15 protein-coding genes are annotated in these 16,019 nt (G+C 42.9%); 7 read left to right on the top strand and 8 right to left on the bottom strand.

What is annotated here, in order from left to right; genetic code table 11:
- Nucleotides 1–116: 116 nt before the first annotated feature.
- The 3 genes from R7P69_RS03030 (at nt 117) to R7P69_RS03020 (ending at nt 4,916) form a co-directional block, all read left to right on the top strand.
- Nucleotides 117–788, top strand: a complete 672-nt coding sequence (locus tag R7P69_RS03030; RefSeq protein WP_005375484.1) for a YoaK family protein — start codon at nt 117–119, stop codon at nt 786–788.
- Between the two features lie 455 nt (nt 789–1,243).
- On the top strand, nt 1,244–2,608 hold the full coding sequence (locus tag R7P69_RS03025) for a YjiH family protein (RefSeq protein ID WP_017635848.1): 1,365 nt from the start codon (nt 1,244–1,246) through the stop codon (nt 2,606–2,608).
- A gap of 436 nt (nt 2,609–3,044) precedes the next feature.
- Nucleotides 3,045–4,916 carry a methyl-accepting chemotaxis protein gene (locus R7P69_RS03020; RefSeq protein ID WP_171342517.1) on the top strand — a complete coding sequence of 624 codons (1,872 nt, stop codon included), beginning with the start codon at nt 3,045–3,047 and terminating at the stop codon, nt 4,914–4,916.
- A gap of 144 nt (nt 4,917–5,060) precedes the next feature.
- Here the strand turns inward: R7P69_RS03020 and R7P69_RS03015 are convergent, their stop codons facing one another.
- From R7P69_RS03015 to R7P69_RS03005, 3 genes are all read right to left on the bottom strand, one after another.
- Nucleotides 5,061–5,402 carry a hypothetical protein gene (locus R7P69_RS03015; protein WP_081007912.1) on the bottom strand — a complete coding sequence of 114 codons (342 nt, stop codon included), beginning with the start codon at nt 5,400–5,402 and terminating at the stop codon, nt 5,061–5,063.
- A 232-nt stretch (nt 5,403–5,634) separates the two neighbouring features.
- Nucleotides 5,635–6,792: an amino acid permease gene (locus tag R7P69_RS03010; protein WP_053303777.1), complete on the bottom strand. Its 1,158-nt coding sequence runs from the start codon at nt 6,790–6,792 to the stop codon at nt 5,635–5,637.
- 722 nt (nt 6,793–7,514) lie between these two features.
- Nucleotides 7,515–7,826, bottom strand: coding sequence for a hypothetical protein (locus tag R7P69_RS03005; protein WP_005375472.1), 312 nt, complete (start codon nt 7,824–7,826; stop codon nt 7,515–7,517).
- A gap of 141 nt (nt 7,827–7,967) precedes the next feature.
- Here R7P69_RS03005 and R7P69_RS03000 point away from each other — a divergent pair, with 141 nt between their 5' ends.
- A complete protein-coding gene (locus R7P69_RS03000; protein WP_005375470.1) occupies nt 7,968–8,300 on the top strand; it encodes a helix-turn-helix transcriptional regulator in 333 nt (110 codons plus the stop codon).
- A 110-nt stretch (nt 8,301–8,410) separates the two neighbouring features.
- On the opposite strand, the gene R7P69_RS02995 is transcribed toward R7P69_RS03000, so the two are convergent.
- From R7P69_RS02995 to R7P69_RS02985, 3 genes are all read right to left on the bottom strand, one after another.
- Nucleotides 8,411–8,791, bottom strand: a complete 381-nt coding sequence (locus tag R7P69_RS02995; protein WP_005375467.1) for a hypothetical protein — start codon at nt 8,789–8,791, stop codon at nt 8,411–8,413.
- A gap of 167 nt (nt 8,792–8,958) precedes the next feature.
- Entirely contained in the window at nt 8,959–9,345 is a 387-nt protein-coding gene (locus R7P69_RS02990) for a GlcG/HbpS family heme-binding protein (RefSeq protein WP_005375465.1), read from the bottom strand.
- Nucleotides 9,346–9,354: 9 nt separating this feature from the next.
- Entirely contained in the window at nt 9,355–10,323 is a 969-nt protein-coding gene (locus R7P69_RS02985) for an aldo/keto reductase (protein ID WP_033906813.1), read from the bottom strand.
- 141 nt (nt 10,324–10,464) lie between these two features.
- Between R7P69_RS02985 and R7P69_RS02980 the strand changes: the two genes are divergently transcribed.
- Nucleotides 10,465–11,340, top strand: coding sequence for a LysR family transcriptional regulator (locus R7P69_RS02980; protein WP_171342516.1), 876 nt, complete (start codon nt 10,465–10,467; stop codon nt 11,338–11,340).
- A gap of 9 nt (nt 11,341–11,349) precedes the next feature.
- Here the strand turns inward: R7P69_RS02980 and R7P69_RS02975 are convergent, their stop codons facing one another.
- On the bottom strand, nt 11,350–13,107 hold the full coding sequence (locus tag R7P69_RS02975) for an SgrR family transcriptional regulator (protein WP_171342515.1): 1,758 nt from the start codon (nt 13,105–13,107) through the stop codon (nt 11,350–11,352).
- A 565-nt stretch (nt 13,108–13,672) separates the two neighbouring features.
- On the opposite strand from R7P69_RS02975, the gene R7P69_RS02970 reads away from it, so the two are divergent.
- Together R7P69_RS02970 and R7P69_RS02965 are read left to right on the top strand one after the other, a co-directional pair.
- Nucleotides 13,673–14,212 carry a redoxin domain-containing protein gene (locus R7P69_RS02970; RefSeq protein WP_005385152.1) on the top strand — a complete coding sequence of 180 codons (540 nt, stop codon included), beginning with the start codon at nt 13,673–13,675 and terminating at the stop codon, nt 14,210–14,212.
- Between the two features lie 512 nt (nt 14,213–14,724).
- Nucleotides 14,725–15,408 (top strand): hypothetical protein, encoded by a 684-nt coding sequence (locus tag R7P69_RS02965; protein ID WP_017821619.1) that lies wholly within the window; start codon nt 14,725–14,727, stop codon nt 15,406–15,408.
- Between the two features lie 195 nt (nt 15,409–15,603).
- Here the strand turns inward: R7P69_RS02965 and R7P69_RS02960 are convergent, their stop codons facing one another.
- On the bottom strand, nt 15,604–15,969 hold the full coding sequence (locus R7P69_RS02960) for a winged helix-turn-helix transcriptional regulator (RefSeq protein ID WP_017821620.1): 366 nt from the start codon (nt 15,967–15,969) through the stop codon (nt 15,604–15,606).
- Nucleotides 15,970–16,019 lie beyond the last annotated feature (50 nt).

Below are 16,019 nucleotides of genomic sequence, written 5' to 3'. Positions count from 1 at the left end.
CAAACACCCTATAAGTGAGATTTTTTTGAGAATGATCAATCGAGTTTTACTGTAAAGGGTTTCGTAACTCGGTGTGAGCGTTATAATCGGCTCCTAATATTTGGTGGGGGTTTATTGTGATTTCCAGACTTCCTCGTTGGGTGGAATATGGTGCGTTTCTACTAGCTCTTCTCGCGGGCTGCGTCAACGCCGTTGGTCTTCTCGGCTTTCAACACCAAGCGATAACTCATCTTTCGGGAACCGTAACTCAGCTAGGGAACAGCTTGCTAACAGGTGTGGATAGCTCCATTCACCTGCTCTTCATCGTATTTAGCTTTTTGATTGGCGCTGCCTTTAGCGGCTTTTTTATTGAAAGCAGTGCGTTAAAGCTAGGACGAAGATATGGTGTTGCACTGTGCATAGAAGGAAGCTTACTCTTACTCAGCTTGGGCTTTTTGGTGCAAGGGGATTTGTACGGCCAATATCTAGCATCAGCAGCATGTGGATTACAAAACGCAATGATCACCACGTTTAGCGGCGCAGTAGTCAGAACCACACATATGACCGGAATCATCACCGATCTAGGGATTATGATTGGAGAGAGCTTGAGAGGTCGTCAATTTGACCGACGTAAAGCAAAATTATTCCTATTCATTTTCTTTGGCTTTTTGTTTGGCGGCGTCGCGGGAGCGGCTCTATTTACGGTATATGGTTTATATACGCTGGTTTTCCCAGCAATATTGGCTTTTTCTACAGCTCTGATTTACTGGAGTTACCTATACATACTTAGCCGTCAACAAAAAGCATAAAATTTCGATCCGATTGAAGCGACATGCTTCAATCGGATTTGGCTCAATAGGTTCACACTGCAACGGTACAAGAAACGCTGAACGGTATTTTGACACCACTAAAAACCTTAAAATAGATAAGGCTAACTGAATTTCTGGCAAAGAAGTTAGTTAGATCAAAATCACATTTGTTTACCATTTTATTATTCCAGTCACAATGCGCCCCATAATTCACTGCGCAATTCGCCTCTCGTGCTACAATTTTCTAACACAAGCAACATATTCGCATACACTTAGACGTTATTTGACCAATTACCCGACAAATCGGCTGAATAACTAGATGTATTTAATGAATAGTATTGCAATGGATGCAGTTTGCGGGTACCCTCCGCAAAACTGTGATTAAATACGGATGTTTAGTGAATATTTATGTCATGGAAATGGCAAGTATTGACTAGTAGTAACACGAGACAACTATGCATAACACCACTAATGCTACTGAAGCTCCTAAGGGCAACTTTTGGATGTTTTTCATCCCTTCCCTAATTGGTCTTCTACTCTTTATGGCTCCGATCTCTTACGATGGCGGCCTAACCATTCCCGTTGCCGTGATGGCAAAAGTCATCCCAGCGGTGTTAGGCGATACCTTGATTGCTATCGTCACCAGTATCATCGCTTTCATGGCCGTTGCTTCTGTTCTTTGCAAAATTTTTAAGCCAGCTGCAATTTTACGTAATGGTTTTTTAAACGGTCTCTTCAACCCATCTCCACTTTGGCTCGTTGTTCGTTTAATCGGCGGCGCTGCCGTGTTAATGACGTTTTTCCAAGTGGGTCCAAAAGCAATTTGGGAAGAGAACACTGGCGGGCTTGTTCTTACTGGTCTCCTACCTACTCTGTTTGCCGTTTTCATTTTCGCGGGTTTACTGCTTCCGCTTCTTTTGAACTTCGGTCTTCTGGAGCTATTTGGTGCGTTACTCAGTAAAATAATGCGTCCGGTATTCAACCTACCTGGCCGCAGTGCAATTGACTGTATGGCATCTTGGTTAGGCGACGGAAGTGTTGGTATCTTGCTAACCAGCAAGCAATACGAAAATAAGTTCTACACTCAGCGTGAAGCGGCTGTTGTCGGGACCACTTTCTCAGCAGTATCGATCACGTTTAGCTTAGTTGTTATCGCTCAGGTAAAACTAGAGCACTTATTTTTGCCTTTCTACGGCGCTATCTGTCTAGCTGGTATCGTAGCTGCGATTATCATTCCTCGCCTGCCTCCGCTTAGTCTGAAGAAAGATCGCTACATTGACGGCAGCAACCCAGATAAAGACGCAGATGCAGTGCCAGAAGGCCACACCACATTCTCTTGGGGTATGGATCTAGCTCTTAAGCGTGCTGGTCAAGTCACATCGGTTCAGTCTGTATTTAAAGAAGGCGTACACAACGCAGTCGACATGGTATTTGGCGTACTACCTGTAGTTATGGGTCTTGGTACCGTTGCATTGGTGATTGCAGAATACACGCCTGTATTTGCAATTCTGGGTCAACCGTTTATCCCATACCTAGAGCTACTGCAAGTCCCTGAAGCTGTTGCAGCATCACAGACAATCGTTGTTGGCTTTGCGGATATGTTTATTCCAGCAATTTTAGCGGCCTCAATCGATAACGAAATGACACGTTTTGTTATTGCGGCAATGTCAGTAACTCAGCTTATCTACATGTCGGAAGTAGGTGCCCTACTGTTAGGCAGCAAAATTCCAGTAAACATTGTAGAGCTCTTCGTAATCTTCATTTTACGTACGCTAATCACGTTACCTGTGATTGCTGGCGTTGCTCATCTTATTTTCTAAAATCGAGACGTCAATTAACAAAGGCTCCGCATCGTCGGGGCCTTTTTTATACCTAAAACTCCGTCCACATTAGGCTTTTAGTAAAAAACTCATAATTTACAAAGACAAAACTTAAACAAAATACCTGTCAGCACCAACAAAATTTTCATCACCTCACCTGTAAAACCAGTTGATACCACTGTTTGTTAAGCAATTCTTTTCATTATGAAGATTTCATTAATCGAGCTCGCAAACATGATCACACTCACAAGTTTTAACGTAAATTGTCGGTTTGTTTAAATTTAGTTAAAAAAGACGACAAATGAGTTCATGTTTTTGACAAAGATGTCGATAAAAATATAACCAAACACAATAGGTTTCTCTTTATGCCCAATTCGCTCGGTTTAAAAGAGGCGAAAGCAAAGTGGAACCAACCGGGAGAATCAGAGGAAAGCTCATGAAATTCAGACATAAGGTTGTCACAGCCTCTTCATTTTTGCTGCTAATTACCGTATCGTTATTGTCGACACAACAAGTTATGACCATCCGCTCCCAAACTCAGGAGCAAATCGACTCAAGTGTCAACGAGATATTGACCAGTGTTGGTAACACTGTGCAATCAGAAATGAATGCAAAGAAGGATCTCGCTCGCTCCATTACTGAAGTGATTGAGCTTGACCCCAGTTCACATAGCTATGTTCAAAACATACTTGAAAGACCCACACCAAAAAGCAGCTTCCTTGCCATCGGTTTTGGTTATGAAAGTAATGGCTTTGTGATTGAAAATGACGACGGCTGGGATGCGGGTCCAGACTACGACCCACGTCAGCGTCCTTGGTTTATTGCAGCTAAGAGCAAAGGCGATTTGGTCGTAACCGATCCGTACGTCGATGCGTCTTCGAAAAACGTTATCATCTCTGTTGGTACACCAGTAAAAGAAAATGGCCAGTTTTTAGCCGGTATGTTTTATGACCTCGAATTAACTACCCTTTCAGATCTGGTCAACCAAGTGAATCTGTTTGATGCTGGTTACTTATTTCTGGTCACCGCTGATGGCACAACCATTGCTCACCCTCAAAGTAAATACAACGGTGAGAAAGTCGGTAGCTACCTCCCGCAAATCGAACTTACGCAATCAGCACAACATGTTGAGATTGATGGCAACCGCTACATGGTTAACCTGACTCACATTCCTGGCGAGAACTGGTACGTAGGTTCGGTGATCGATGAAGCTGTTGCCTATTCTGCCGTAGGAGAGCTTCGTAACAACGCTATTATTTATTCAATCATTGCCGTGATTGCATCTATTATCGCCCTAACTCTGTTGATTCGCACTCTCATGCGTCCTTTGGACACGCTAAACAATGCGATTAAAGATGTAGCATCAGGGAAAGGCGACCTTACACAACGCCTCGAAACAGATACTGACCAAGAGTTTTCTGAGCTTGCCACAAACTTCAATACGTTCATGGAGAACTTACAACAGCAAATCATTGAGTCGAAACGTATTTCTGATCAAATTTTAAACGGAACTCAAATCACCGCTGAGGGCGCAAAAGACTCGGCAGGCGCAATTCACACTCAACTGCAAGAGCTAGAACAACTTGCTACCGCGATGCATGAGATGTCTGTCACCGCGACAGAGGTTGCTAATAATGCGCAAGGTGCGGCAAGTGCAGCCAAAGAAGCCGACCAAGCAACGGTTGAGGGGTCTTCTATCGTTGGTGAATCGACACAAACGATAAACATGCTTTCCGATAGCATTGACCTTGCAGTCGAAGAAGTACAAGTGTTGGAATCTGCTACCGCCAATATCGAAACGATTCTAAAAGTCATCAACGATATTGCGGACCAAACGAACTTACTCGCGTTGAATGCCGCAATCGAGGCTGCACGTGCGGGAGAATCTGGCCGAGGCTTCGCCGTTGTTGCAGATGAAGTCCGTACACTGGCACAACGTACTCAAGAGTCGACAACAGAGATTCGTACTATGATTGAGCAACTACAATCTGGCGCTTCTTCTGTGGCAAATGCCATGCATCAAAGCAAAGGTAGTGCTATAGAGGCCGTTGAAAAAGCGGATTTAGCAAATAGTGCGTTACAATGCATTCGTGACGCGATTCAGCGTATTTCCGATATGAACTTGCAAATTGCCTCAGCAGCGGAAGAGCAAAGCCTTGTCGCTGAAGAGATCAACAACAATACGGTGAATATTAAAGACCTATCGACTCAAGTCGCCGAATCGGCAAATCGAACCAACGACGCGATGCAGGCGCAACAAGAAGATGTACATAAACAAGATCAAATCTTAAATAGATTTACTGTCTAACACTCATCTAAGCAAAAGCAGCGAGCACCGGCTCGCTGTTTTTGTTTTTAACCCTCAACCCTAGTATTGGTCGATGTTACATGTGACATGTTGTTGCTATTAAGCTCAACATTACAAGAACGCCGACTATGTGCCCTTTCAAGTTTAATTGAACTCGACATGGATATAGCGATCATTAGAACGGCGATAATAACGGTCGTCCACTTTTAGATAAGTGAAATCTCCAATCTTTATGTAGGTACTATTCCGAGGAATTCGGTCATGGTAATAGTAACTGCGCCTTGGTCGTCTGGTCTCCACATAAATAACGTCACGATGTTTGTGTTTATGCTTGTGCTTGCGATTGTGTTTATGATGGTGGTGATGCGCATGATGGTGATCGTACCGATGTCCATGCTTATGCTTCGGGTCAGCCACCGCTTCTGTACTCAACACACCTAAAGACAACATAACGCCAACCATGGCAAAAGATAATTGCTTTGACACAACAGAGCCTCTTATTCATATCAACATCGATATAATAGAAGGGTGAATCACTGTACATGTCAGCCTTTCGCTAAGGAGTTTTACTAAAAAGTCAGCGCTAACCGTGATTATCAGAGAAACGTCAAACATCACAAATGCTGATGACTTCGAGTGGCCTGGGTTCGGCTATGAATACAAAAAAGCCGCCCGTTTGACTACGAGCGGCTCAGTTTTTAAATAAGCTAGCGTGATTTTATACTGCTTGGGCAAACAGCAAGAAACAGCCGAATAGGAAGATCATGCTCATTCCCATTGCGCCGCCACCAGCTTCATAAATATTGTCATCTTCTACCGGCACTCGACGCACTTTCATGGTCATTGATAATGGAACAAAGACCGCGAGAAACACAAGAATAATCCCCGCGTAGCTGAGAATAGCTAGGAAGTGTTCTGGCGCAAATACAGCACCTAATAGTGGTAGCACAAAAGTAGTAACAAAAATCACTGGCTTACTTGCTTTCAGTAGGTCTGCATTTTGATCGTATAGCGCCATTGCAACACCTAAGAACGACGTTAGTAGTGCCAAACCAGTAAACATGGATAGGATGAACTCTAAGCCCTCGTATTGCTGACCTAGTACCGAGATCAACTCTGTTACGTTGGAGTATTGAACAAGCTCATGAGGTGGTAGATTGCCGACAACCGCTAACAACCATAATAGGTAACAAACAAGCGGAATAGTTGAGCCCACGATAATCATATTACGCAGCTGTGTTTTACTCGCTTCTTTGTTGTAAGTTACAAGCGATGGGATCACGACCATAAAACCGAAACTGGTGAAAAGCACCGAACTGGTTTTGATAAGTGCCATTTTATCGTCGCTCACAACCTCATCAAGTCCTTCAAACGAGACGCTTGGTGCAAGCGCAAAAAGTGTCAGGATCAGCGCTACGATCATGCCTAGGAACAAACCGCGATTCAGCTTATCTACTACCCCTGTACCTGCCGAAACAATGATACCAACTAAAAGAGTAAAACCGACTTGGCTTGAGATCGTAGATGTTGGAAGCCCAAATGAGGCTGTTACTTTTTGTACGAGATCACCCGCACCAATGATGTAAGCCATTAATAGACAAACTAACAGGGCGTAAAGCAAGCTGTTGGTTACCAACTGGCCTCCTTTACCAAGCGTTTCGCGAGCAATTGCATTCATGCTCACACCACCACCTACTTTACAACTGGCTTCAAGAAGGAGCAGCGCAGCATAAGTCGTTCCAGCCCAGATGAACAACATAAGAAGAGTGCCCCAAAGGAGGCCAAATTGAGCAAGCACCATTGGTATAGCAAGCATACCAGCGCCAAGAGCAGTACCTGCAACGATCAGGGAGCTACCGACAAGTTTTAGGTTCACGGTTAATACCTCTAAATTCAATCCGTTAATTTCTCACCAGTTGTGCTTTATCTAAAGCACACAACAAAACGCTCCGACTTAGTCAAAATTTGGTTACAAGAGCACTATGTTACAAGAGCCCTGTATGGCTAAGAAAACACGCAACAAAAGGTGGTTAATCATTTGCACATGAACACTTGAGAGTCGTTTTTGGCGATGTCATCGTTGATGAAATGTGCGCAACTTTGGGTTCGAAGCAAAATTGTTCATTTTAATTCATCAACCCCATTCGTTATGAATGGATTTGGTTCGAAAAGATTGTAAGGCATAAGCAGGACGATTGAAAAGCAAAAGGTCAATCTTATAGCGATATATTTTAACAACTCTTATCTTTTACCTAAGATGTGTTGTTTTTTTCGTCACTAATTAGTCTTTTATCGCTTGAAGAGAAGGAAGAACGTGCTCAATGGCTCAATTTGGCTGGGTGTACAGATTAATTTACAGTTTAAGTGAAGGTGTTAGATTCCGAGGACGTAGCCTAGATCGGACAATATCGCTATTATTCGCTGCGTACCGACACGTTCGGTTCACATACCTCTAAACACTGATTTACGGTTCGAAAATATAGGTAAATGAGTGTCCGAATGCTGGGTGTGGTTCCCCAGCATTTGCATCCTTTCCTTTAGATGTCATCAATTGATCGAAATTGCGTAAATCTTGTATCGCCCGACTTTACGACTGTGTTAATACGCTTTATCTAGCGCGCCAATGATATAAGTTAACACTGGAATACCCATATCGGCGACCTGCTTCTCAGTCTCACTCATGTTTTCATGCGCCATCCGCAGCTCTACTTCACTTATCGATTCTTTGTGAAGGTAAAGCTCTTTGTAGTTCATCAATCGCTGTTGTGACTGTTGAATCAGTGTCACAACATTCTCTTTAGTCTCACGATGTTGCTGATCAATTTCACTAAATAAATGATCTAAAATGCGTTGCATTTTGCGAATAGAAGCTTTCGTTTCTATTGATTTGTATGATTGATACTTTTCCATTGAGTTAATAACTGACTAAAATATTTACGTTTTTATAAGACAGTTATTTTTATACTGATTGCAAAGCAGGTAAATATGTGGTGGTTAAACTGGTCCACTTCTTGCTCCGTTTAGGTCAAAACTGTCCTTTCAGGAGAGCACATGCAGGTAGACCCTATAATTCAAGCACTGATCGCAAGACGAAAATCGAATGGCCTCTCCCGTGAGCAAATGGCAAACATCGCTGGAATGAGCGTAAAAACATATCAAAGGATCGAGCGCGGAGAGTCCGATCTTAAACTCTCACAATATCGTGCCATATTGCGTTCGCTTCATTTGACTGACCTAGATATTGCCTTAGATGTACGTGATGTTCAGCATGTCACAGCAAATGACTTAACGGCCGTGGCGCGATTGCTCTCACCGGAAGCTCAGTCCCTGCTCGTTCGCCTGTTATCGTTAATCCTTGAACAAAAGAACAAGAAAGGTGATTAACCACATTACTCATACCCAAACGTGAATGTCCTGTTGAGCGTTGAAACATGAATCGTTTAGACAAAAATAAAACTCGTCAAATGACGAGTTTTATTCTTTATATCAGTCCGTTACTCTAGGCTTTTTAATTCCGATGTATCAACGCCTTTTATTGCATCTTTCGCCACTTTATCAGGATCAAAGACATCACGTTCTTCATACGAATTATCAATCATGCCTTGTCCTATCGCGGTCGCCTGCTTTTGTAACTTGTTACCCTCTACCTCACCAGCATCCCAGCCTTGTCGATAATCTGAGTCGGTTTGATACCTTGTTTCGTCCTTAATATAGTGTTCAAAATCATTCCCTGCCTCTTGCATACCACTATGCCGACCGTCATGAAAGCCTTGGATATAAGCTTCATCATAACCGCTCTCTTTTAACGCGCTGTCACTCGTACCACAGCCTGAGAGGAGAACAAAAAATAGCGAAACGAATACCTTATGAAACATATTTAGGCCTCAAAGCTTTCAAATAAATTAATCATAGTTCGCGATTTCAACTTCTGCTTACTTCAGGCTATTAGATAGCACTGTGACTCGACGAAGCCTGTGAACTTGAGTCCCTACAGTGAGTACAAAGCGGGACAAAGCATCACACCTACTGATAAACATTATACTCAACGCGCGTTTAATACTTCCATCGCAAGTGCTTCATCATCTTGCTCAGCCAAACCACTGATACCAATTGCACCGACGACTTTCCCCTCTTGTTCTACAGGTACACCACCCATAAAGCCTGTGATCTTCGGGTCAGTCCAATAACTCAACTGCTTACCCGTCTCACGAGCCCAAGCACCCAGATTGCCGCTAGGCTGACGGTCTCTAGCCGAGGTGTAAGCTTTGTTATGTGCCAACAAACCTGCTTGCACACTCACATCATCCATTCGGGCAAAACCGAGCAATTCTCCATGTGTATCAACCACGGCAACCGCAATGTTCTGCTTGCGAGCAGTCGCAATTTCCAATGCCGTTTGAATCAGAGTTTGAACTTGTACGTATTTCATTTTTCTCTCCTACGGGATCTCATGACCAAGGGTTTTCTCGAACAAGCCATACCAATGGCTACGTGATAGCGTGACGTTCTCTACTTGAGCACAAGCGCGAATACGCTGTGGGTTTGCAGTACCAATAACAGGCTGAATTTGGTTTGGGTGACGCGTTAGGAAGGCTAAAACAATCGCCTCAGACGACACGCCATATTCAGCTGCTAGCGCCATCACCATCTCCGCCGTCTGTCTGGTGTTGTGATCATCAGAATGTAAACCACGCTCTGAGAATCTTCCTTGCGCCATACTGCCCCACGCTTGCAGTTGGATATTATGCTTACGGGCATGTTCCAGTGTTCCCGCAACGTAGTCAGATTCCGACGAAGGAAGCCCCATGCCTTGCTTAATAAAGTCAGACTTAGCCAGACTCATTTCCAACTGGTTCGCCACAACAACTTCGCCCGTTGCTTGTTGAAGAAGGTCAATTTGAGCACTGTTCATGTTAGAAACACCGAAGTGGTTAACTTTGCCAGCTTGTTTCAGGGCTTTTAGCGTTGTGCCCAGTTCTTCAAATTCAACCAAAGGATCAGGACGATGCAGCATCAAAACATCAAGATTTTCCACGCCAAGGCGTTCAAGAATGCCCTCAACAGAAGCCGTCACCCATTTGGCAGAGAAGTCATACTGCTTAACACCTTGCTCATCTCCTAGACGGATGCCGCACTTTGATTGCAGATACATTCGTTCTCGTAAGGTTGAGTCATTGGCTAAGATGCGCCCAAACACTTCTTCAGCCTTACCGAATTTGTAGATATCCGCATGATCAAAGAGATTGATGCCAACCTCTAATGCTGCCTCTACAGCGGCATAAGCTTGGTTTTCATCTTGGGCGGTTAATGGGTTGCGATTCCACTCCCCTCCAAGTCCCATACAGCCGAAGACCAAGCGGCTAACGTTAGGTAAGGTTTTGGCGAGCGGTAGTGTTGGATTGTTCATCGTTATTCTCACTTTTCCGATTTCTGCATCTTCAATTTCTTAAATTAACTCGAACCATCTTACCGTTCGTAAAAATTAGTTTAATACCGTAAAATCGAATTCATTATCCTCGTTACCGAACAATTAAAGCGAGCAATAAAGATGGCAGATTATAAGAGAATCGAAAAACTGATGCTGTTTGCTGAAGTGGCTCAAACACTCAACTTTTCTAGAGCAGCAGAGCAACTTGGTATCTCTAAAAGTTACCTGTCGGAACAAATCAAGCGATTGGAATCGGAACTCGCCACGCCTTTGATTGTTCGAACCACACGCAGCGTGAGATTGACGGCAGAAGGTGAATCGATCTTTGCACAAGCGGAAGATCTCAAACGCCGCGTAATGGAAATGGAAAAGAGTTTAAGTCAGCAATCTGAGCAAGTAGACGGTCTGATTCGTCTTACTGCTCCCAAGATGTTTGCCGAAGCGGTGCTGCATGATTTGTGTGTGGCGTTTCGCGCTTTACATCCAAACGTAGAGTTCGAGATTCTTTCTAGCTATCAAGCGTTTAATCTGACGGAAACCAGCGTCGACTTTGCGTTTCGAGCAACAAGAACGCCGCCCGAGAATATGATTGCGCATCACCTTTTGGACTACCACCACTGGCTGGTTGCCTCTCCTCAGTATCTGCAAGAAGAAGGTACGCCGGAGACGTTAGCGGATTTAAAACAGCACCAATGCTTAACCACATTGCATCAAAAAGAGTGGCCGTTAAAAACGGGAACAGTTCAAACCCAAGGTTGGCTTTCAAGCAATGAAAACCGCTTACTCAAAGAATCAGCCCTGTCTGGCAATGGCATTGCTCGGTTAGCAAGTTACTTTGTCGAACAAGACGTTGAACATGGTCGTCTAATGCAGGTTTTATCGGAAGAAACCGACCACCAGCACAACGCGGTTTACTTGGTGTACCCACAACTTATCTATCAATCGGCGAAAACCAGAGCCTTCATTGAATTCGTGAAGCAGCACTTTGCTAAATAACTAAGGTAGTTAATCTGCCGACCACACCGAGCGGATATCTGGCCAACCCCAATTGGTTAAAGCAACGTCTTCTAATACACCTTGGAAGCGCAAAGTTTGTGTATGGTGGAACATAGGTGCAATCCAATACTCGCTGATCAACGTCGATGAAATTGGCTCCAATGCATTAAGGTAGTCCTCAAGTGGAACGAAAGATCTGACTCTCTGTAGTTGTTCATCTAACCATTGTGCGTTCTTTTCTCCCAAAGTGTGGAATAGCACAGCGTTGCTGAAGAAGTTCGTGAACGCTGAGGCATGACGATTATCATCTAGGTTTATGTTCGTTACGACCATTGTCTCATTTAGCTCACCGTTCTTAGCCTTCTCGTTCAGCTCACGGTAGGAATACATAACAATTTCTACTTTACTGCCAACACTCGCCAAACGATTAGAAATAGCCCGCGCACAGCGACGCAATGCGGTATAGTTATATCCTGCTATCGTAATGTGTTTAGGTAACTTAAGCGGCTCACTGAACGGACGGAGCACTGGCTTCCAACCTGGTAGCAGGTTATAAGCGGGTATACTCCCAAACACAATATTCTCGCGGCGCATCACTTCGGCCAAGTGCTCAGGTTGAATTAGCTCACTAATATAACGGCGCTGCGCTAAAGAGAGTTTGTGCTTAGCGTGCTGATTAAATAAGGTGAATAAGCAACCATCTTCTATTCGGCTACGCTTGCTCGCCGATGAGTTTTCTCGGTTTTGCGTCGACATATAGTGTCCACACAAATCCTCCTCGGGCGAAGCATCCCTTTGCAACGTATTTGCTGCCAATGACGGGTTCTCCATTTGCTCGTCATTAACAATCCAGATAGTCACCAAATCCGTTAGAACTCTACATGCGTAGTAACCATTAAATGCTTGCAGTTTTAAACGACTTTCATTGTGCTCGACAACAGAGAATGGGCCACTTCCGACCACCAGCTTGTTATTCGCTACGTTAACTTGGCTTACTGGTTGAATGCCGTATTTCACCCCAGAAATAAGTCCAGCAAAGCCCAAGTCAGCTCGATTAAGCTTAAAAACAACTTTCAATGGCGTTGGCGCAGTGATGTTAGCGACATGTGCCAATTCTTTTTCGTAATACTGTAGTGAACTCAATTTTGCAAACAAGCTAACCACTGTTTCTGCATCAATGGAATTACCATTATGAAAAGTCAGACCTGGACGAAGGTAGAAAGTCCATTCGTAGGTGTCTTCGTCATAACGCCAGTGATGTGCGAGTTCTGGTTGCACTTTCCCATTGTGATCACTCGAAACTAAGCAACAATAGATTTGCCTTAATAAGAAACGTTCGCTGCTACGCTGAAGTTGATGTGGAACGACGCGCTCAAACATTCGCTTATAGGTTAATTGAATATTGAGCTGTCCTTCTTGAACAGAAGCACCAGACGTTGTTTTTAACAAACGGCCAAATGCCATTTCGTCTTCATCTAATATCGCCAGTGCTTTTTCATACTTGCCTAACTTGATACGTTCAAGAGCCAAGCTCTCTTTTAAAACGTCTAACTCCATATTCAGAATAAGAGTCGATCGTTGGTTCCGCCCAGCTTTCGGGTGCCAGCTCAACCACGCCTTCTGCTGCATCTGCGTTAGCAGGCTACGAGCATGCCGAGAAGAAGTGAACATGATGTCGGCAATGTCCTGTAACGTGGTTTTTGTTTCATCACCAACGCTAAACGAGAGTAATCGTTGGTAATAGCGAAACAAATTGAGATCAGACACTGAATCAACCTTAGATCTGTGAAGTTTGTGGATAGGAATAGTTTACTTAAGTTGGCGGTAATAAAATAAGAAAACTTCCTAATTATCTGTTCCCCTTTTCCACAATTAACCTCCAAATTCGGCTTTAAAGCCCCATATATTTACGTTATTAGGAAAAAAGCCAACAAAAGCACTCTCTTTTTTATATCCCCTTTTATACACATAATTTACTCGTCAGCGTAAAGGAGGAAGAAATGAAGAAGCCAATGATGGCGTACTTTTTTCAGCAACGCCTAGCTCAATCGAGTAATAAAATAGAAGTGATGACTCTGGTTTATCTTAACGATATGTTCCAGTGGTCATAGCCTAACCTCAAGCAGAACTTAGCTCCTGATACTACACCCCCACTTCGTTGTATCTTAAGTTCTGCTTTTTCATCTTTTGCACTCTACTACCTTATTGCAGGTTACTAAAAGTTAACTAGTTGAAACACAGCAAAACAGAGTCTACATTGAAGTCTCATCCCCCAATCGCTTTGTTGAGAAAGGGGCATTCATGGATATACACCACCAATTCGGGAGTCAATATGGCAACTTCAGTGAAACTTAAAGCGGGCGACAGCTTCCCTCATCTTCAAGCCACTTTGCTAGATGGTTCAAGCGTAACGTTGGGTCAGCCGCAAGGTGATGCGACTTGGCAAGCAGTATTCGTTTATCGTGGTAAACACTGCCCTCTTTGTACTAAGTACCTCAACGAGCTTGAGAGTTACAAACAGGCTTTCGCTGATGCTGGCGTCGATATTCTTGCCGTTTCTGGCGATTCAAAAGCACAGCTAGAGGGGCATCTAGAGAAACTCGAAATCAGCTTCCCTATCGCTTACGGCCTGACCGAAGAACAAATGAAAACGCTAGGCTTGTATGTATCTATTCCTCGATCTGAACAGGAAACCGATCATAATTTCGCAGAACCAGGTCTGTTTGTGGTGAATGAACACGGCGACTTACACGTGGTGGATATTTCAAACAACCCGTTTGTTCGCCCTGAGCTTGGCGCGCTATCACGCGGATTGGCATGGATTCGCGATCCAAACAATAACTACCCTATCCGTGGCACATTGGATTACTAATATCTTCTACACCCAAGTAAACTTTCTATCCTTAAATAAGCTAAGATTCTTGCCTTAGTGAGAATAACTTGGAATGCATATCAGATCCGTGAGATCTGATATGTATCAACAAGTTGGAAATAGAGTCCTTGTTCATTATACAACGCCTTGATGAAAAACAAGATCAGTGAAGCCCAGGCTCCCCTCAAACAACGTTAGTTATTTACTTCTAAGTCACTTTCGCGATAAATACATGAAATTAAGACTAAAAACTTAGACTTAACGGATATATAAATCATAACGGTACCTACACAAGTAGTTGGCTAGCGATTATTATCCTATTGCAACTCACAATTGTGCAAATCTAATAATTCATACCATAAATGAAAACATAGATACCGTAAGAGACAAAATAAAAGCAAACGATTAAATTACCAATAAAACACCGTTCAATTAAAATAAAAAACATTTCACTTTATAAAAATGTAATTAATCGTTATTTGCAATCACACATCTTAATTGAGAAATACAGTATGAATAAAATCTCTTTGCTTTATATGGCCGTTTGTATCGGATTAGTTGGATGCGGTTCAGGAGGAAGCGACAACGATCCAGCAAAAGATATACATCCCACCATTTCAAATCCGGAACAAGTCAACGCAATGACGGTGGACAAAGGTCATTTCTATTGTTCTGTAAACCAACAAAAACTGGAACACGGAGGGACATCTGCAACTATGTCCTACCTGATTGAAAAGAAAAGAAATTCTACGGTTGTCGACGATTATGAATGTACCGAATACGGTTTAAAGAAAGGTGAGTCAATTATCGTCACTAAAAGTGCAATTGAAAACTTTTCATACTCAAAACATTATAAAAGCACGAAGAAGAATGACATTAATAGGTTTAAAATCATCTACCCTACAGGGCTTACGACTCCGATTAATAAAGATTATGAAAAAATTACGATCACGTATAATACGGAGAGACCTGACGTTAACATTAAGATAATTCAATATTTTGACGAAAAGTCTAAATTATATACCATCAAAAAATATGAAAGCCACGTTAACGACAACTCACCAATAGGTTTAGTTGAGAAAGAGGAATTCGATAAATATTCCGATTTTGAAAAGAAACTGGAATTAAATAGTGCTTTTTTAAATTCAACTGAAGTGAGTGATTTATTCTACAACTTATTAAGCATGATAAAATAATAACTAAAAATCAAAAAGTTAAAAAGTACGATTATGCTCAAGTAGCTTCGATATGCCTGACTAGAAAGAGTACGTTGTTTTACGAAACAAATTACGATTTGAATAAAGCACATCTAAGTTACTTGGGTATAAACGGCGATGTATTGTTAATCAGCTTTCAAAAGAGAGTGACGTTTGCGATTAACTACTTTGGTCTTAACGAAGCTCAATTTGATGCTTTTCAGACCAAATTCGCAAATCATCAAGAATCTTAAGTGCGGTACGGCCGAACTCTGTTAGCTCATAGCTGACTGCAATTGGGCGATCGCTGATCACTTTGCGTACCACCATACCTTCCGCTTCTAGCTCTTTGAGGCGCTGGTCGATCATCTTTTTGCTTGCGCCGCCTAGCATGCGTGCTAAGTCATTGAAACGAACTGGGCCGTCTTTCAAATGAAAAATCAAAGAGCCTTTCCATTTACCACCAATTAGACGCATCCCTTTCTCGATAGCACATGGCTCCGCACATACGTTCGCCACTGACTTACGACCTTTGCTATCTACACTGATTCTGCTTTCCACAATACACCTCAAGATACGCACCTAATCTAGGTAACGAAAAGTAAGCTAGA

Origin of the sequence: Vibrio sp. 661 (genome assembly GCF_033339315.1) — a bacterium.
GTDB classification, from domain to species: domain Bacteria; phylum Pseudomonadota; class Gammaproteobacteria; order Enterobacterales; family Vibrionaceae; genus Vibrio; species Vibrio alginolyticus.
The sequence above is the reverse complement of the archived record's forward strand: the minus strand, read 5'-3'. Positions and strand labels throughout refer to the sequence as shown.